The following is a 17,620-nucleotide window of genomic DNA, read 5'->3' as shown; positions in this document are numbered from 1 at the left end:
CCTATCCTAAGAGGAGCTCACGGATACGTTGGTCCAATGTGGAGGCATTGAGACCGCCGGGCCAGCCGCGCAGCAGCGCCCCGCCCTTGGCCACGACCGCCACGGCGCCTGGCTCGCGGACCGCGTACGAGCGGGAGATGGTCCCGTCCGCGTCGACCACCACCGGAAACTCGGCTTTGTGCGTGCGCAGGTACGCGTCCAGCTCGGCCGGCTCGTCCTCCGTGACCACGCCGACGAAGACGACCCGGTCGCGGTAGCCGCGGGCGAGCTCGCTGAGCGCGTCCTGCCGCTCGGCGCAGGTCGTGCACCAGGAGCTGAAGAAGAGCAGTACGACCGGACGCTCCGCCCACAGGTCGGCGACCGCCAGGTTTGTCCCGTCGGTGAGAGCGCCGGTGAAGACAGGTGCGCCCGGCGTGTCCGGTGGGACCGGGCGTAGGGCGAGGCCGGTCGGCACCGGTCCCGGCAGCGCGGTCGCCCCACCGGCCGGCGCCGGCGGCTCGGGGTCGCTGCATGCCCCGAGGGCGATCACGACGGCGAGCAGCACCGCGGCGATCCTCACGACGGCACCACCGCCACGAGGAAGCCCTCGTTCGAGGTGAGCGGGATCGCCGGCTGGTCGTCCACGACGAGCTGGTAGCCGTCCCGCCGCGGCACCGAGACCGGCACGGCGAACTCGCAGTAGGTGGGGATCCGGTCCACTTCGAGGTCCTCCTCGAACGTGCGGACTGCCTTGCCAGGCGGGAGCTTGCCGTCGGCCAGCGTCTCGCCGTCGCCGTCGAGGAGACGGAACGGCGCCCGGTTGTGGAAGTACGTGTACGGTCCCGTGCCGGCGCAGTCGACACCCTCCTCGCGGATGTTGATGTCGCGCACCAGGATCCGCACGGTGGTGGTCGTCGACGAGGACTCGGCCCCGCAGCCGGACGCCGCGACGGCGAGGAGCACCGCCGCGGCGTAACCGGCGAAGGATCGCGCCAACGTCAGCCCTTGCGGACGTGACAGGGGCGGGTGATCGTCTTGGTCGGGTCGCTGACCGACGTAGCGGTCAGCTTCACGTAGCCGGTCTCTGTGGCGTCGGCGGTCGCGCCGACCGAGACCTTCACCGTGCTCTCCTTGCCGAAGGGGACCGCCACCAGCGCGTTCGGCACCTCGACCCGCCAGCCCGAACCGGGCAGCTCACCGTTGACCTCAGCGGTGAGGCGGTAGACGTCCGACTTGAGGTACTGGTTGGCGCTCTCCGGGTGCTGCTGGCCGCCGGCCGACCAGGTGCCGGTGTTGGTCAGCTCGAAGTTGCAGTTGACGCCCCGGTTGGTCGGCTTGGTGGCCGTCGTGGGGTTGCCGTCACTCAGTGCCAGGCCGTGCGTGCTCGGGCCGCCGGTGCCGTCCAGCGACTGCACCGCGACCTTGTACGACAGGATGCCGTTCGCGTCCCGCTTGAGGTCGAGGATGTAGAAGTGCAGGCGGTTGGCCTGGTCGATGTACTCGTACTCGCTGCCCGACCGGGTACCCGCGTGGAAGAGCGCGTCCGACAGCTGCCGGTAGTCGCCCATCGTGATCTTCTGCGGGGTGCCGTTCGGCTGGTAGAAGTCGATCATGTCGATGTCCTGCGGGTTGGCGTCGATCACCCACACGAACGGCGCGTTGTCCGCGTTCTTCGTCTTGCTGATCAGCACGCCGTTGTCGGGCGTGAACGAGTCGGCGCCCATCCGGTCCACGACCTCGACCGTGTAGTTGTTGTAGTTGCCGCCGTCACAGAGCGGGTCCTCGCTGACCGTGCAGGCCGGCGAGTTGTCCCGGTTCATCGCGATGTTGATGCCGGTCAGGCCCTTCGGCCCGGCGTCGACAGCACGCGCGGTGACCTCGGCGACCACCAGGCCGGACGACGCGAGCGCCTCGCGGGAGAGCCGCAGGATGTGCTCCTCGCCGAGCAGCCCGATCTTCGCCTTGTCCCGCACGGTGTGCAGCGAGCCCATCGAGCCGCCGTTCACCGGTGGGATCTGCCAGCGGGTGTGCGGGCCGCCCGGTCCGTTGAACGACCCGCGCGACATCATGCTCCAGATGCCGGTGTACGCCCGGCGCAGCGGGGTGCCGTACGGGTTGTTGTAGTTGTCGCCGATGCTCAGCAGGTGGCTCAGCTCGTGCGCGTACACGCCCATGCCGGAGCTCTCCGCCTGGGTGGACGAGCCGCCACCCGCGTTCGGCCAGATGGTCGCGGCGGCCTTCCACGAGGTCCACTCGACGTACCGGGTGCGCGCGTAGTTCGGCAGGCTCGGGTCCGGCGGGCCCCAGGCGTCCGGCACGTCCTCCTTCGTCTGGAACATCATCTGGCCGAACTCCTGCCAGGTCGACGACTCGTCCTGGCCCGAGGAGAGGATGAAGATCAGCTCGTACTGGCTGGCCACCTCCTCGCCGACGGCCGCGCGCCAGGCGGCGAGCCCGTCGGTACGGATGTTGCGGGCGCACTGCTCGCCGGTCGGGCACGCACCGGGGTTGAACCCGTTGTCGATGCCGTACTGGTAGGACTTCGCCGGCATCTCGTACGGGCCGAACCCGGCCAGGTCGACGCCGTACCGGCCGTTGGAGTCCTGCATCCAGTACTCGTGCAGGGTGTGCCCCTTGTTCAGCGTGTTCGGCGTGTTGAGGAAGTCCTTGTAGAACGTGGCCACCTGGGCGCGGGGGATGTTCTGCGCGGTCGCCTGCGGGTTGCCGAAGACCGAGGAGCGGGCCCGCTGGGTGACCACGAAGGGCTGGTCCGGGTAGTCGAGCGTGACCAGCGCGATTTTGAAGTTACGTACGGACCCCGTCACGGACGGGTCCGCCCAGTTCTTGCCCGGGACCGGCTTGAAGTTGTCCCAGGTCATCGTGTCCGGGTTTTGCCAGGTTTGCGGGTCGAGAACGTCGAACGGGCCGGTGCCCCCGGCGGGGTTTCCGGGTGCCGCCATCGCTTGGCCGGCGGTCCCGGAGGCTACGAGTAGGGTCGCGAACGTGGCGGCCAGTGCGGCTCGCCATGCCGTTCGCCGGGATCTCTGAACGTGCATTACGTCGCCCTTCCAGCGGGAGATCGGCGCGAACCGCCACTGAGGTGATCGTGAATGTATGGCCACGGATCGTAGCGCGTCACTGTACATCTGCCGGTAGATCATGGAGCCGCTTCCGACACTTGACTGAGTCTCGTAAATTTCGGCGTCCGCGTATGGCGTGAAGTGGGCCGGGCGCCATAACGTACCCCTCCTCAAGGTCTTTTTGGAGGGTGCATGAGTCGTATCGGCAGGCTGCTCCGCGCGGCCGCCGCTCTGCTACCGATCGCGGCGGTCGCGGTCGTGGGCGGGCCGGCCCCCGCGTTCGCGGCCGACGCACCGGCGATCGTCGTCTCCGACGGCGTCACCCAGCCGGTCTTCGGCTATGCGGACGCGATCCGCGAGCGGCTGTTCATCGATTCCACATTCGACAGTGACCGGGACGGGTTGCGGGACATCATCGCGTTCGACGTGATGCGCCCGAAGGCCACGCTCGACGGCCTCAAGGTCCCGGTCATCATGGACGCGAGCCCGTACTACTCGACGCTCTGTCGTGGCAACGAGTCGGAGTGCAAGGCCGACTTGGACGGCGACGGGCTGCTCGAGAAGTGGCCACTTTTCTACGACAACTACTTCGTCCCGCGCGGCTACGCCGTGATCCTGCTGGACATGGTCGGCACCAACAACTCCACCGGCTGCCCGACCACGAACGCCAACGAGGACAACCTCAGCGCCAAGCAGGCGATCAACTGGCTCAACGGCCGGGCCGTCGCCCGCAACGCCGCCGGCGAGATCGTCAAGGCCGACTGGCACAACGGCAAGAGCGCGATGATCGGCAAGTCGTACGACGGCTCGCTGGCCATGGCGACGGCCGTGACCGGCGTGAAGGGCCTGACCACGGTGGTGCCGATCAGCGGCCCGACCGAGTACTACGACTACGTCCGCAGCAACGGGGTCATCACCCGGGGCAACAGCTACGTGGCGTCGCTGTCCAACACCGTCACCAACCCCGCGCGGCGCGACTACTGCAAGCCAACCCGGGACCGGATCGCCGCCGAGGATGGCGACGAGCACGGTGACTACACCGCCTTCTGGAACGAGCGCAGCTACGTCAAGAAGGTGCCGAACCAAACCGCCAGCGTGCTGCTGTACCACGGCCTCAACGACGACAACGTGCGCCCGGACCACTTCAGCAAGTACTGGTACGCGCTCGCCGAGAACAACATCCCGCGCAAGCTGTGGCTCTCCCAGGAGGGGCACGTCGACCCGTTCGACTCGCGCCGCTCGGTCTGGGTGTCCACATTGCACCGGTGGTTCGACTTCTGGCTGCACGGCGTCGCCAACGGCATCATGGACGAGCCGCGGGTGGACATCGAGCGCTCCGCCGACGTGTGGGAGACCTACGCCGACTGGCCGGTGCCGGGCAAGGCCGACACCGAGATCTTCCTCCAGCCGGGCGCCGGCGGCGCCGGCGGGCTCAAGGTGGTCCCGGTCGCGCAGCCGAAGACCGAGTCCCTTTTGGACAACCCGACGCAGAGCCAGAACACGATGATCCTCAACCCGGACGTGGTACAGCCGAACCGGCTCGCCTACCTCTCCGCGCCACTGACCGCACCGCTGCACATCTCGGGTACGCCCGTGGTGCAGCTGCGCGTCACGGCCGACAAGACCGACACCAACCTCGGTGCGATCCTTGTCGACTACGGCTCGGCCGAGCGGGTCAACCACCGCGCCTCGGGCGAGGGCATCATCACCCTCGACACCCAGGACTGCTGGGGCGAGACAAGCCCGACCGACGACGGCTGCTACCGGCAGACCCAGAAGCGGGTGGCAACGTCCGATGTGGAGCTGGTGACCAAGGGCATCATGGACGCCGCGAACCGCCAGTCGATCCGCACCGCCGTGCCGCTCGTGCCCGGCCAGGCGTACAACTACAGCTTCCCGCTGCTCCCGGAGGACTACGTGTTCCAGCCGGGTCACCGGATCGGTGTGATCATCGTGGGTAGCTACTCGCAGTACTCCAGCCAGGCCGACCAGTCCCGCGCCAACCTCCAGTTCGCGCTCAAGACCAGCAACATCGTGCTCCCCGTGGTCGGCGGCACCGCCGCCGCGCACGCGGCCGGTCTCTGACACCCCTCCCCGAGCCGGGGGTCGCGCCTAGCGCGGCCCCCGGTCGGCGTGTCCGCCCCCGGTACGGCGTTGCGTCGCGCGGCTACCATGCCGCCGTGCCCCGGTACCAGATCCACCGCACCTCGACCGACTGACGGCGGCGCCCGCGGTATCGCGGGACCCGAGGTGGTGTTGCCACGGTATTGCCGTGGTGAAACCGGGCCCGGGGATGGTTCGGGGCATGACAGCAAACATGGACGGCACGGCGGTCGCGGTGCGTGGGCTCCGCAAGTCGTACGGCGAGAAGGTCGTGCTCGACGGTGTGGACCTGACCGTCGCCGAGGGCACGACCCTCGCGCTGCTGGGCCCGAACGGCGCCGGCAAGACCACCATGGTGCAGATCCTGTCCACGCTGATCCGCGCCGACGAGGGCGACATGCGGGTGGCCGGGCGGGACGTGCGCGCCGAGCCGGACGCGGTACGCGCCGCGATCGGGGTGACCGGGCAGTTTTCCGCGGTCGACAAGCTGCTGACCGGTGAGGAAAACCTGCTGCTGATGGCGGACCTGCACCACCTGGGGCGGCGCGAGGGTCGCCGGCGGGCGGCGGAGCTGCTGGAGCGGCTCGATCTCGTGGAGGCGGGCCGGAAGGCGGCCACCACCTACTCCGGCGGTATGCAGCGCCGGCTCGACCTGGCGATGACGCTGGTGGGCGAGCCGCGGGTGATCTTCCTCGACGAGCCCACGACGGGCCTGGACCCGCGGAGCCGCCGCGGCCTCTGGCAGATCATCCGGGAGCTTGTCGCCGGTGGGGTCACGATCTTCCTGACCACCCAGTACCTGGAGGAGGCGGACCAGCTCGCCGACCGGATCGCGCTGCTGGACCAGGGGCGGCTGGTCGCCGAGGGCACGCCGGACGAGCTGAAGCGCCGCATCCCGGGCGGGCACGTCAGCCTGCGGTTCACCGACCCGACGGAGCTCGACCTGGCCGCCCGGACGCTCGGGCTGACCGGCGGTGACGAGGAGACGCTCGTGCTCCAGGTGCCGCACGACGGCGGCGTGCATTCCCTGCGGGCGCTGCTGGCCCGGCTGGACGACGCGTCGATCGAGGTGGAGACGCTGACGGTACACACCCCGGACCTGGACGACGTGTTCCTGGCACTGACCGACAAGAAGCAGGCGAACGAGAAGATGGAGGCCGTCCGATGAGCACCCTTTCCTACGCGCTGGCGGACTCGGCGACGATGGTGCGCCGGCAGATCAAGCACATGCGGCGGTACCCGTCGATGACCCTCCAGCTGGTGGGCCTGCCGGTGGTGTTCCTGCTGCTGTTCGTCTACGTGTTCGGCGGTACGCTCGGCAACGGGTTGGGCGCGGGGCCGGGCGGCCGAGGCGAGTACCTCGACTACGTGACGCCGGGCATCCTGCTGATGGCGGTGGCGGCCGTGTCGATGGGTACCGCGATATCGGTGTCGATGGACATGACCGAGGGCATCGTGGCCCGGTTCCGGACCATGGCGATCGCCCGGATGTCGGTGCTGACCGGCCACGTCATCGGCGCCATGCTCCAGACCTACCTGGCGGTGGCGGTGGTGCTGGGGGTGGCGCTGGCCATCGGGTTCCGGCCCAACGCCAGCGTGGTGGAGTGGGTCGCGGCCGCCGGTGTCCTGGGGATGCTCGCCTTCGCCCTCACCTGGCTCACGGTGGCGACGGGCCTGGTGGCCAAGACCGTGGAGAGCGCCAGCAACCTGCCGCAGCCGCTTGTGTTCCTGCCGTTCCTGGGCAGCGGCTTCGTACCCACCGACTCGATGCCCGTGGGGCTGCGCTGGTTCGCCGAGTACCAGCCGTTCACCCCGATCATCGAGACGCTCCGCGGGCTGCTGCTGGGTACCGGGATCGGCAACAGCTGGATCGCGGCGGTCGCCTGGTCGGCCGGCATCGCGCTGGTCAGCTACCTGTGGGCGAAGCGGCTGTACAACCGTCAGGCCTGAGCACGCTCCCGCAGCAGGTCGAGTGCGGCCAGGGTCAGCTCGTCGGCGGTCAGGGCGGCGTACGCGGAGACGGCTTCCGCGTACGCCGCCTTGTCGGCCTGCTCGGCGGTCTGCCGGGCGTGGTCGGGGACATGGTCGGCCGGAAGCCCCGGATGAAGTGGAAGCGCTCGGCCAGCGCGGTCAGCCGTACGCCGGAGGCCACCGCGCCCCGGTCCAGCTCCACTGTGGCCAGTGCGAGCAGCAGCGCGCCGCCGATCGGAAAACCCATCAGGTACGTGCGGTTCGCGGTGAGGGTGGTCAGCATTGTGGACAGCCGGTCCGGTAGCGCGGCGGTGAGCGGGGCGACGAGGTCGAGCCGGCCGTGGTGCGCGTGGGAGATCACGGTCGCCGCCTCGACCTCCAAGGTCCAGCCGTCCAGGCCGGGCACGCCGCCGCGGTCCACCGTCTCGCGCAGCAGCCCGGCGACCCGCCGCCACATCCGCAGGCCGGCCTCGACCCGGCCGCGGACGAGCAGGATCTCGGCGCGTACGGCGGAGTTGAAGGTGCGGACCTCCACCGCGTCGTCGGGCTGGTCCGGCTCCACGAGAGCCAGCTGCCGCTCGGCCGCGTCGACGTCGCCGACCTGGAGGTTGGCCAGCACCATGCCGAGCCGGACGCCGAGCGTCTCGTTGCGGATGCCGACCGAGTCCAGCACCCGCATCGCGGCCTCGAGGTGGGGCAGGGCCATCCCGCCCCGCCCGGCTTGCAGGTGTAGGTCGGCGATCCGGCCGTGGGCGAGCAGCCGCGCCCAGGGCGTCGGCTGGTCCTGGAACGACGCGAGCATGCGTTCGGCGGCGGCCAGGGCGCGCTCGGGCTCGCCCTGGTACTCCCATACGTATGTGGCGGCGGCATTGGCGACCCCGGCCAGCAGCGGCTGGTCGCTCTCGCACAGCTCGTGCAGCCGCGCGGCGCCGGCCGCCAGCAGCTCCGGCAGCGCCCGGAGCACGGCCGCCAGGGCGCGGATCAGGGTGTCCGGTGGCGCGGTCGGGAGCCGGCCGAGCGTGGCCAGCGAACGTACCGCCGGCGGCTGCCCGGCGCTGAAGACGAACGCCGTACAGAGTGCGGCGGCCGTGCGGGTCACCTCCACGAAGTCCGGTTCGGGCCGGTAGTGGGACAGCACCCAGCCGGTCTCGGTGGTCAGCGCCATCATCCGGGCGTAGTCCGACTCGATGAGCCAGAGGCTGGCCAGAGCGGCGGTCATCGCCGCCACGGTGGCGCCGTCGGCCCGCGCGGTGGCCTGGTGCAGTGCCTGCATCAGGTTGTCCCGCTCGGCTCTGATCGAGTCCACTGTGGCGAGTGGGTCGGGCCCGAACGCCGCCTCGTGGTGCGCCAGCCCGAAGTCCCGCGCCCAGGCCAGAAAACCGGCCGCGACCTTGTCGTCCTCGCCGGTCGCGGCCAGCTGGGCGGCGCAGAACTCGCGCACCGTCTCCAGCATGGTGAACCGTGCGCCGGACCGGGTGTCGGCCACCTTGAGCAGCGACTGGTCGACAAGGTCCTCGAGCGTGCCCAGTACCTCGCCGCGCAGCAGGTGCCGGGCGGCGTCCGCGGTGAACCCGCCCGGAAAGACCGACAGCGTGCGCAGCGCCACCTGCCCGGCCGGGTCGAGCAGGTTCCAGCTCCAGTCGACGACCGCGTGCAGCGTCCGGTGCCGCGTCGGCGCGTCCCGGGGGCCGCCGCGCAGCAGGCCGAACCTGTCGGTCAGGTGACCGGCGATCTCGGCCACCGTCATCACCCGGACCCGGGCCGCTGCCAGCTCCACCGCGAGCGGCAGCCCGTCCAGGTGGCGGCAAAGGTCGGCGACCGTGTCGGCGGGCAGCTCGACGCCCGGGCGGGCGGCTCTGGCCCGCTGGGTGAACAGCTCCACCATGGCCGGCAGGCTGAGCTGCGGCAACGCGTACACCGACTCGGACGACAGGGCGAGCGGGGTGCGGCTCGTGGTCAGTACGTGCAGCTGGGGAGGGTCGACACAAGGGCTTGTACAAGCTCTGCGACACCACCGATCACGTGCTCGCAGTTGTCCAGGATCAGCAGGGCGGGGCCGGGGCCCAGCGCGGCACCGATGCCGGTGAGCGGGTCCGGCGGCACCGGCAGGTGGGCCAGCCGCAGCTCTCCGGCGCCGAGGACGGACGCCACCTGCCGGACGACCTCCTCGTCGGTGGCGACGCCGGCCAGCGGGACCACGTACACCACGCGCTGCTCGGCGTTACGGCCGACCGCGTTCGCGAGCCGGGTCTTGCCCAGACCGCCGGGGCCGACGATCGACGTGACCCGGGACCGGCGGGCCATGGCGGCCACCGCGGCCAGGTCTTCGTCGCGGCCCAGCAGCTGGTTCGGCTCGGCGGCGACCCCGTGCCGGACGGCCGGCGTGTCACCGTCCAGCAGCAGCTTGTACGCGGCCTGGAGCGCGGCGCCCGGGTCGATGCCGAGCTCGTCGCGCAGCGCCCGGCGGTACGTCTCGTAGCGGGCCAGCGCCGCCGACGCCCCGGCCGTGGCCGCCTCGGAGCGCAGCAGCTCCAGCAGCACCTCCTCGTCCCGAGGCAGCTCGGCGGCGAGCGCGGTCAGCGGGTCGACGGCCTCGCCGTGCCGGCCGAGCCGAGCCAGGGCGAGCGCGCGGATGCGTACCAGCGACCGGTGCGCCGCCGTCCGCTCGCTCCGCAGGTCGGCCACCGGGTCGTACCCGCCGGCGCCGTCGCTCACGGCACCGTCCCAGAGGGCGAGGCCCGCCTCCGCGTGCGCGAGCGCGGCCGACTGGTCACCGGCTCGCAGCTGCCGGGTGCCGGCCGCCGCCCGTACGAGTACCGCGCTGCTGTCCACCTGGTCCTCGTCGAGGGCCAGCCGGTATCCGGTGGCGGTGCTGGCGATCACGCCGGCACCGAGCTGCGCCCGCGCCCGGGACACGAGCACCTGCACGGCCTTGACCGGGTTTGCGGGCGGCTCGTCCGGCCAGAGCCCGTCCACCAGCCGGCTCGTACCGCACCCGGTCCGCAGCTCGCCGGCGAGCAGGGCCAGCAGGCCGCGCATCCGGTGCCCGGCTACCTCCTGCCCTCGGTAGGAGACTCCGCTGAGCAGTACCAGATCAATGCCCACCCCATCAGGCTAGGCAACGGGCGCGCTACCCGAGGGCGTGCCCCAGGACGTACACGATCGCGGCGTCCTGGGGCACGCGCTCGGCTTCAGTGCCGGACCTCGGGGTCAGGGGGTGCAGACCACGCCGAAGCACTGGGCGACCTGGCTGTTGCCGCTGGCCCGGTTGCCGCCGCCGTCGGTCGTACCGGTCGTCGCGTAGATGCCCCAGCCGCCGTTGTTGCGGGCGATGTTGCGCCGTACCGTGTTGCCGGCGTTGGAGATGTTGATGCCGTCGCCGTTGTTGCTGCTCGCGGTGTTGGCCTCGACCAGGTTGGCCGCCACGCCGGCGGACCCGGTGACGTAGATGCCCGAGCCGTTGTTGCTCGTCGCGGTGTTGCTGAGCAGCCGGTTCGAGGCCGAGTTCTGGAGCTCGATGCCGTGTCCGAGCTGCGCGTTGACGGTGTTCGACTGGATCGTGTTGCCGTTGGCCGAGATGACCTCGATGCCGCCGGCGTTCGGCCCGGTGACGTTGAGGTTGTTCGACCGGACGGTGTTGCTGTTGGACAGGTCGAGGAAGATGCCGGCGTCGCTGCTGCCCGACACCCGGTTGTTGATCACCTGGTTGCTCGGCGACGAGGTGAGCGCGATACCGGCGTCACCGGTGCCGTTGACGGTGTTGTTGTCGACGACGTTGAGGGTCGAGCCGGTCAGCTCGATCGCCGTGTCACCGCCACTCGTCACGGTGTTCTGCCGCAGGGTGTTGCTGCGCGCGTTCACCAGCTGGATGCTCTTGTCGCTGTTCGTGGTCAGCCCGTTGGTCGTGACGCTGTTGCTGTGTGACGCCTCGATGTAGATGCCGTCGGCGTTGTTGCGTACGGTGTTGCCGCCGACCGTGTTGCTGGTGGAGTCGTTGAGGAGCGCGATGCCGCGCTGTGACTGCCACTCGACGACGTTGCCGGTGACCCGGTTGTTGGAGTCCGCATTGGACAGTTGCACGCCGGCCACCTCGTTGTGGCGGACGGTCAGCGCGGTAACGAGGTTGCCCAGCGTGCCGGGGTTCAGCGCGACACCGTAGTCGAACTCGGCCACCGCGCCGTTGCGGATGGTCACGTTGTCGAAGCCGTTGTTGCGGATGCCCACACCGAGGCCGACGCCGTCGACGGTACGGCCGTTGAGGTTGAGCGTGATGTTGTGCGCCCCGATGACGAGGCCGTCGCCCGGACAGTTGACGAGATCGGCGGTGACGGTGGTGTTGACGGTGACTGTCGCGCCACAGGCGGGCGCGGCCATGGCGGGCGCGGGCGCCACCCAGACCACACCGGCCGTCGCGACGACAGCGGCGACGAGGAGTCGTGTCTTCATGGCCCACAGAGTCGAGGAGCTTCAAAAGGACTACATGAGGGGATCATGAGAAAGCATTGACGATCGCCTTGGTGTTGCCCAAGATCGGCCAGCGCTGCTCATCGCGCGAGGGCGGGCAGCCCCGCCGGCCGGGGTTGGATCGTGAACCGCGGAGGGTGAGGCTGCGGGAGCAGCGGTCTGGACCACCGCGGACGTCGCGGTAGCTCGGATCTCCGGTTTTCAGAAGTTTTGTGACCACCACTGTGGACAGATCCGATGACCCTTAGCCCGGAAGATCTTTAGACGTTGCGGCGGTATTGGCCGCCGACCTCGAAGAACGCGTCGCTGATCTGGCCGAGCGTGCAGTGCCGTACCGCCTCCATGAGCGCGTCGAAGACGTTGCCGCCGTCGCCGGCGGCGGCCTTGAGGCGGGCTAGCGCGGCGGGTGCGTCCGCGGCGTGCCGGGCCTGGAAGTCGGCGAGCCGGTCGATCTGCGAGCGCTTCTCGTCCTCGGTGGCGCGGGCGAGCTCGAGTCGGTGCGGCGCCTCGGCGCGGTCGGTGGGCGGGGCGAGGAACGTGTTGACGCCGACGATGGGCAGCGAGCCGTCGTGTTTGCGCTGCTCGTAGAGCATCGACTCGTCCTGGATGCGGCCGCGCTGGTAGCCGGTCTCCATCGCGCCGAGCACCCCACCCCGCTCGGAGATGCGGTCGAACTCGGCGAGCACGGCCTCCTCGACGAGGTCGGTGAGCTGGTCGACGATGTGCGAGCCCTGGAGCACGTTCTCGTTGCCGGCCAGGCCCCACTCGTTGTCGATGATCATCTGGATGGCGAGCGCGCGTCGTACCGACTGCGCCGTGGGCGTGGTGACCGCCTCGTCGTACGCGTTGGTGTGCAAGCTGTTCGCGTTGTCGTAGATCGCGCAGAGCGCCTGGAGGGTGGTGCGGATGTCGTTGAAGTCCATCTCCTGCGCGTGCAGCGACCGCCCCGACGTCTGGATGTGGTACTTCAGCTTCTGGGCGCGCTCGTCGGCGCCATACCTGTCGCGCATGGCGACGGCCCAGATCCGGCGGGCGACCCGGCCGATGACGGTGTATTCGGCGTCCATCCCGTTCGAGAAGAAGAACGACAGGTTGGGCGCGAAGTCGTTTACGTCCATGCCCGGGCCAGGTACGCCTCGACGTAGGTGAAACCGTTGGCCAGCGTGAAGGCGAGCTGGCTGATCGGGTTGGCCCCGGCCTCGGCGATGTGGTAGCCGCTGATGCTCACCGAGTAGAAGTTGCGCACCCGCTGGTCGATGAACCATTCCTGGATGTCGGCCATGCAGCGCAGCGCGAAGTCGGTGGAGAAGATGCAGGTGTTCTGGCCCTGGTCCTCCTTGAGGATGTCCGCCTGCACCGTGCCGCGCACGGTCGAGAGCGTGCGGGCCCGGATCTGCGTGTACTCCTCGTCGGTCGGGGTCCGGCCGAGCGCGTCGACCTGCTGGTCGATGGCGGTGTTGAGGAACATGGCGAGGATCGTCGGCGCGGGACCGTTGATGGTCATCGACACCGACGTGTTCGGCGCGCAGAGGTCGAAGCCGGCGTAGAGCTCGCGCATGTCGTCGAGGGTCGCGATGGACACGCCCGAGGTGCCGACCTTGCCGTAGATGTCCGGCCGCTGGTCCGGGTCGCGGCCGTAGAGGGTCACCGAGTCGAACGCGGTGGAGAGCCGGGTCGCCGGCTGCCCGGTGCTGAGCAGGTGGAAGCGGCGGTTGGTGCGGAACGCGTCACCTTCGCCGGCGAACATCCGCGCCGGCGCCTCACCCGTCCGCTTCAGGGGAAAGACCCCGGCGGTGTACGGGAACGCGCCTGGCAGGTTTTCCGACCGCAGGAAGCGGACCAGCTCCCCGTCGTCGCCGTCGCGGGGCAGCGCCACTCGCGGCACGCGGCTGCCGGAGAGCGTCTCGCGGGTCAGCGGTGTGCGGATCTCCTTGTCGCGCACGTGGTAGACGAGCTCGTCCCCGCGATACGCGTCGCGGGTGGCCGGCCAGCTGTCGAGCAGGTCCCGCACGTCGCCGGCCAGCTCGCCCTCGGTCTTGTCCAGCAGCTCGGCCACCGCCGCCTCCGCCGGGAGCAGTGTGTGCACAGTGGACAGATGTTGGCGGCGACGGGCGATCCCGACCTGCTCGGCGGTTGTCGCGTGGTACCCGCGCACGCTCTCGGCGATCTCGGACAGGTAGCGCTCGCGCCCCTTCGGCAGTACCGACGTCAGCCCGGTCGACGCGCGGCCGGTGACCTGCGGCAACACGCCGGGGAAGCTGGCCAGCCCGCGCCCGAAGAGCAGCTCCTTGAGGTGCTGGTAGAGGGCGGTGACGCCGTCGTCGTTGAACCGGGCCGCGCTCGTGCCGAAGACCGGCATCTCCTGCCACGGCGTGCCGAACTGCTCGCGGTTTCGCACGAGCTGCCGGGCCACGTCACGCCGGGCGTCCTCGCCGCCGCGCCGCTCGAACTTGTTGATCGCCACCACATCGGCCAGGTCGAGCATGTCGATCTTTTCGAGCTGGCTGGCCGCGCCGAAGTCGGGCGTCATCACGTACAGCGACACGTCCGCGTACTCCGCGATGGCCGCGTCGCCCTGCCCGACCCCGGCGTCTCCACGATCACCAGGTCGTGGCCGGCGGCCTTGCAGGCGGCGACGACGCCGGCGAGGTGCACGGGGACGGTACCGTCCTGCCGGCGCGTGGCCAGCGAGCGGAAGTACACGACGCCGGGCGCGATCGAATTCATACGGATGCGGTCGCCGAGCAGCGCGCCGCCGCTGCGCCGCCGGGTCGGGTCGATGGCGACCACCGCGACCCGCAGCTTGTCCTCGCTGTCCCGGCGCAGCCGGCGGACCAGCTCGTCGGTGAGCGAGGACTTGCCGGAGCCGCCCGTGCCGGTGATGCCCAGCACCGGCACGGCCCGCGCATTCGCGGTGGCCTGTATGGCGGCGGCCAGCGAGGAGTCCGCGCCGGCCTGGAGCACGGTGATCGCCCGGGCCAGCGCGGTCTCGTCACCGGCGAGCAGCGCCTCGATGTCGACATGGGTGTGGGCGACGTCGACGTCGCACTCCTGGATCAGCTCGTTGATCATCCCGGGCAGGCCGAGCCGCTGGCCGTCCTGCGGGCTGAAGATCCGCACCCCGCGCTCGGCGAGCAGAGTGATCTCCTCGGGGACGATCGTGCCGCCCCCGCCGCCATACACCTTGATGTGGCCGGCGCCGAGCTGGGCCAGGCGCTCGACGAGATAGCTGAAGTACTCGACGTGCCCACCCTGGTACGACGAGACGGCCACGCCCTGCGCGTCCTCCTGGATCGCGGCGACGGCGACCTCCTCGACGCTGCGATCGTGGCCGAGGTGCACCACCTCCGCCCCTGCGCTTGGAGCAGCCGCCGCATGACGTTGATCGCGGCGTCGTGCCCGTCGAAGAGGCTCGCCGCCGTGACGAAACGCACCGGATGGGTTGGCACGTGAAGAGGCATGACTGGATACTAGGACATCCAACTATTGGACATCCATTAAAGTGTCGAAGCCGATACGATGACCTTCGTGCTGCCGCTGGATCCGATCGCCGACGCCCGCCGCCGGTGGGCCGAGCAAGGATGGGCGGAGGCCGCCGACGGCATGGCCGCGGTCACCTCGCTCATGCGGGCCCACCAGATCGCCATCGCCCGGGTGGAGGCCGTGCTCAAGCCGCACGGCGTGACCTTCGCGCGGTACGAGGTGCTGATGCTGCTCTACTTCAGCCGCAAGGGCACCCTGCCCATGGCGCTCATCGGCGAGCGCCTCCAGGTCCACCCCACCAGCGTCACCAACGCCGTCGACCGGCTGGAGGTCGCTGGCCTGGTGCGCCGCATCCGCCACCCCGGCGACCGCCGCGCCACGATCATCGAGATCTCCGACGAGGGACGCGCGGTCGCCGAGGCCGCGACAAGCGATCTGAACACGCAGGTGTTCAGCAAGCCCGGCATCTCCGACTCGTCGGTGCACGACCTCATCCGGATCCTGACCGAGCTGCGGGGAAATGCCGGCGACTTCGACGCGGCGGAGGCCCGCTGAGGGGTTCGGCGGCGCTGGTCAGGGAATGAGTGCGAGCTTTCCGCCCGCGTGTCCGCCGCGCAGCAGATCGAGCGCCTCGCGGGCCTGGCTGAGCGGGAAGGTCCGGGCGATCGGGACCTCCAGCTCGCCGTCCGCCGCCATTTCCAGGAGCTGCGGGCGGGCCGCGTCCCGGTACGCCGCGCTCGCCGGCGCGGTGGCGCCGATCGAGGGGATGCTGGCCCGCTGCGACCGGTCCGAGGGGACGATCGTCACGGCGCGGCTCAGGTCGGTCAGCAGCTCGCGGGTGGTGTCGACGGCCTCGTCGGTACCGACCGCGTCGATGGCCGCGCTGATGCCGCCCGGCGATGCCTCGCGCACCCGTTCGGTGAGCCCTGGCCCGTACATGACCGGTATGGCACCGAAGTGGCGCAGCAGCGGGAAGTTGTGCTCGCTCGCGGTCCCGATCACCGTGGCACCGAGGTTCCGCGCCTGCTGGAGGACGCTGACGCCGACCGCGCCCGACGCCCCGTGCACCAGGAGGGTGTCCCCCTGCCCCACCCTTGTCACATGCAGCGCCTCGGCGGCGGCACCCCCGGCGAGCATCAGGTTGGCCGCGGCCGGAAAGTCGATCGTGTCGGGCTTGGCGAAGACGGACTTGGCCGGCACGGTGACCTGCGAGGCATAGCCGCCGTCGATCCGGAACGCGACGACCGGGTCACCGATCACGCCGCCCCCGGAGGCGATCGCGGTGTCCGGTCCGATCGCGCTGATCACGCCGGCCACCTCGTAGCCGACACTCTTCGGCAGCGCCTGCTCGGGGCCGCTGGCGAGCTCCTTGTAGTCGGTCGGGTTCACACCGATCGCCCGCACGTCTATCGTCACCTCGCCCGCGGCCGGTGACGGTACGTCGGTCTCGACCATCGTGAGGACCTCCGGCCCGCCGAACTCGGGTGCTATCCATTTCTCCGCCACCGGTTTTCCACTCCCTCTCTCTAGGGCCGCTCAGCCTTGTTGACCCGGCGGGGTCTGTGGGTTTTGCCCGCTGGGCTGTGCTTCGGCGGTCTGCGGTCGGTGGCCGTCGCCGGACACGGGCTCGAGCTTGGGCTTGCCCTGGGTGAACTGGTCGAAGAAGCGCAGCAGCTCCACCGGGAACGGCATCACCAGCGTGCTGTCCTTCTCGGCGGCGACCTCGACCACGGTCTGTAGCAGCCGCAGCTGGAACGAGCCGGGTGTGGCGGACATGGTCCGGGACGCGTCGGCGAGCCGCCGGGACGCCTGGTACTCGGCGTCTGCCGAGATGACCCGCGCGCGACGCTCCCGCTCCGCCTCGGCCTGCCGCGACATCGACCGTTTCATCGCGTCGGGCAGGGCGACGTCCTTGACCTCCACCCGCTCCACGAGCAGCCCCCACGGCTGCTCGGTGGGCGTGTCGATCACGCTCTTGAGCTCGGCGTTCACCCGCTCGCGGTCGCTGAGCAGCGTGTCGAGGTCGGTACGGCCGATGACCGACCGCATGGACGTCTGCGCGACCTGGAGTACCGCGGCGGGGTAGTCGCGGACGTTCACCAGCACCTTCACCGGATTGACCACCCGGTAGTACACGACCGCGTCGACCGTCAGCGTGACGTTGTCCCGCGTGATCGCCCCCTGTGGCGGGACGGCGATCACCGTGGTCTGCATGCTGACTTTCACCATCCGATCGGCGACCGGGACGATGAACCTGAGCCCCGGATCGCGCACCCCTTCGAGTACGCGTCCGAAGCGGAACACGTTTCCCCGCTCGTACTGCTGCACCATGCGTACGCTCAGCGCCAGCACGATGAGCAGGATGATGGCGATGACGATAATCGTGATCACGCCGGCTGCCATGGCCTCCCGTTCCGGCGTCCGCCGTTCCCTCCCACACGCCGATACCCGCGGCTACGGCTCCCAACCCCGCGACTTCTAGGTAGTCTCAGCCACCGTCCAGCAGCACGTTGCGGGTGTGCGCCCGTCCATCGACGCCC

Annotated in this window: 12 protein-coding genes and 1 pseudogene; 4 read left to right on the top strand and 9 right to left on the bottom strand. The window is 70.1% G+C overall.

Annotation, left to right across the window (positions count from 1 at the left end):
• Window position 1 precedes the first annotated feature (1 nt).
• From Pflav_RS19695 to Pflav_RS19685, 3 genes are read right to left on the bottom strand one after another with little or no spacing between them, the layout of a single operon-like run.
• Complete coding sequence (locus Pflav_RS19695; RefSeq protein ID WP_173037458.1) at window positions 2-559, bottom strand: TlpA family protein disulfide reductase; 558 nt, start codon at window positions 557-559, stop codon at window positions 2-4.
• A complete protein-coding gene (locus Pflav_RS19690) occupies window positions 556-975 on the bottom strand; it encodes a hypothetical protein (protein WP_173037457.1) in 420 nt (139 codons plus the stop codon). The genes Pflav_RS19695 and Pflav_RS19690 overlap by 4 nt, the downstream gene beginning before the upstream one ends.
• A 2-nt stretch (window positions 976-977) precedes the next feature.
• The gene (locus Pflav_RS19685; protein ID WP_232071643.1) at window positions 978-2,939 is read right to left on the bottom strand and encodes a M6 family metalloprotease domain-containing protein; all 1,962 of its coding nucleotides are present in this window, start codon (window positions 2,937-2,939) and stop codon (window positions 978-980) included.
• A gap of 312 nt (window positions 2,940-3,251) precedes the next feature.
• Between Pflav_RS19685 and Pflav_RS19680 the strand changes: the two genes are divergently transcribed.
• The 3 genes from Pflav_RS19680 (at window position 3,252) to Pflav_RS19670 (ending at window position 7,112) form a co-directional block, all read left to right on the top strand.
• A complete protein-coding gene (locus Pflav_RS19680) occupies window positions 3,252-5,144 on the top strand; it encodes a CocE/NonD family hydrolase (RefSeq protein ID WP_173037455.1) in 1,893 nt (630 codons plus the stop codon).
• A 220-nt stretch (window positions 5,145-5,364) separates the two neighbouring features.
• Entirely contained in the window at window positions 5,365-6,330 is a 966-nt protein-coding gene (locus Pflav_RS19675; protein ID WP_377308484.1) for an ATP-binding cassette domain-containing protein, read from the top strand.
• On the top strand, window positions 6,327-7,112 hold the full coding sequence (locus tag Pflav_RS19670; protein WP_173037454.1) for an ABC transporter permease: 786 nt from the start codon (window positions 6,327-6,329) through the stop codon (window positions 7,110-7,112). The genes Pflav_RS19675 and Pflav_RS19670 overlap by 4 nt, the downstream gene beginning before the upstream one ends.
• 49 nt (window positions 7,113-7,161) lie before the next feature.
• Here the strand turns inward: Pflav_RS19670 and Pflav_RS43750 are convergent, their stop codons facing one another.
• The 4 genes and pseudogenes from Pflav_RS43750 to Pflav_RS19655 form a co-directional block, all read right to left on the bottom strand.
• Complete coding sequence (locus Pflav_RS43750) at window positions 7,162-9,051, bottom strand: ATP-binding protein (RefSeq protein ID WP_197938644.1); 1,890 nt, start codon at window positions 9,049-9,051, stop codon at window positions 7,162-7,164.
• A gap of 38 nt (window positions 9,052-9,089) precedes the next feature.
• Window positions 9,090-10,238: a BTAD domain-containing putative transcriptional regulator gene (locus Pflav_RS43745; RefSeq protein WP_197938643.1), complete on the bottom strand. Its 1,149-nt coding sequence runs from the start codon at window positions 10,236-10,238 to the stop codon at window positions 9,090-9,092.
• Between the two features lie 105 nt (window positions 10,239-10,343).
• Window positions 10,344-11,579, bottom strand: a complete 1,236-nt coding sequence (locus Pflav_RS19660; RefSeq protein ID WP_173037453.1) for a right-handed parallel beta-helix repeat-containing protein — start codon at window positions 11,577-11,579, stop codon at window positions 10,344-10,346.
• A 278-nt stretch (window positions 11,580-11,857) separates the two neighbouring features.
• Window positions 11,858-15,036 (bottom strand): annotated as a pseudogene (locus tag Pflav_RS19655) (methylmalonyl-CoA mutase family protein).
• 89 nt (window positions 15,037-15,125) lie between these two features.
• Here Pflav_RS19655 and Pflav_RS19650 point away from each other — a divergent pair.
• A complete protein-coding gene (locus Pflav_RS19650) occupies window positions 15,126-15,635 on the top strand; it encodes a MarR family winged helix-turn-helix transcriptional regulator (protein WP_232071641.1) in 510 nt (169 codons plus the stop codon).
• An 18-nt stretch (window positions 15,636-15,653) separates the two neighbouring features.
• Here Pflav_RS19650 and Pflav_RS19645 read toward each other — a convergent pair whose 3' ends face one another.
• Together Pflav_RS19645 and Pflav_RS19640 are read right to left on the bottom strand one after the other, a co-directional pair.
• Window positions 15,654-16,586: an NADP-dependent oxidoreductase gene (locus tag Pflav_RS19645; protein WP_197938642.1), complete on the bottom strand. Its 933-nt coding sequence runs from the start codon at window positions 16,584-16,586 to the stop codon at window positions 15,654-15,656.
• Window positions 16,587-16,616: 30 nt separating this feature from the next.
• Window positions 16,617-17,483 (bottom strand): SPFH domain-containing protein, encoded by an 867-nt coding sequence (locus tag Pflav_RS19640; RefSeq protein ID WP_173037451.1) that lies wholly within the window; start codon window positions 17,481-17,483, stop codon window positions 16,617-16,619.
• Between the last annotated feature and the right edge of the window lie 137 nt (window positions 17,484-17,620).

It is taken from the genome of Phytohabitans flavus, from assembly GCF_011764545.1.
GTDB lineage: Bacteria > Actinomycetota > Actinomycetes > Mycobacteriales > Micromonosporaceae > Phytohabitans > Phytohabitans flavus.
The sequence above is the reverse complement of the archived record's forward strand: the minus strand, read 5'-3'. Positions and strand labels throughout refer to the sequence as shown.

What these genes read in the sequence shown, in the direction of transcription:
- Pflav_RS19675 (WP_377308484.1), top strand. Translation starts at nt 5,365, where the DNA reads ATGACAGCAAACATGGACGGCACGGCGGTCGCGGTGCGTGGGCTCCGC.
- Pflav_RS19670 (WP_173037454.1), top strand. Translation starts at nt 6,327, where the DNA reads ATGAGCACCCTTTCCTACGCGCTGGCGGACTCGGCGACGATGGTGCGC.
- Pflav_RS19680 (WP_173037455.1), top strand. Translation starts at nt 3,252, where the DNA reads ATGAGTCGTATCGGCAGGCTGCTCCGCGCGGCCGCCGCTCTGCTACCG.
- Pflav_RS19640 (WP_173037451.1), bottom strand. Translation starts at nt 17,483, where the DNA reads ATGGCAGCCGGCGTGATCACGATTATCGTCATCGCCATCATCCTGCTC.
- Pflav_RS19685 (WP_232071643.1), bottom strand. Translation starts at nt 2,939, where the DNA reads ATGGCGGCACCCGGAAACCCCGCCGGGGGCACCGGCCCGTTCGACGTT.
- Pflav_RS19660 (WP_173037453.1), bottom strand. Translation starts at nt 11,579, where the DNA reads ATGAAGACACGACTCCTCGTCGCCGCTGTCGTCGCGACGGCCGGTGTG.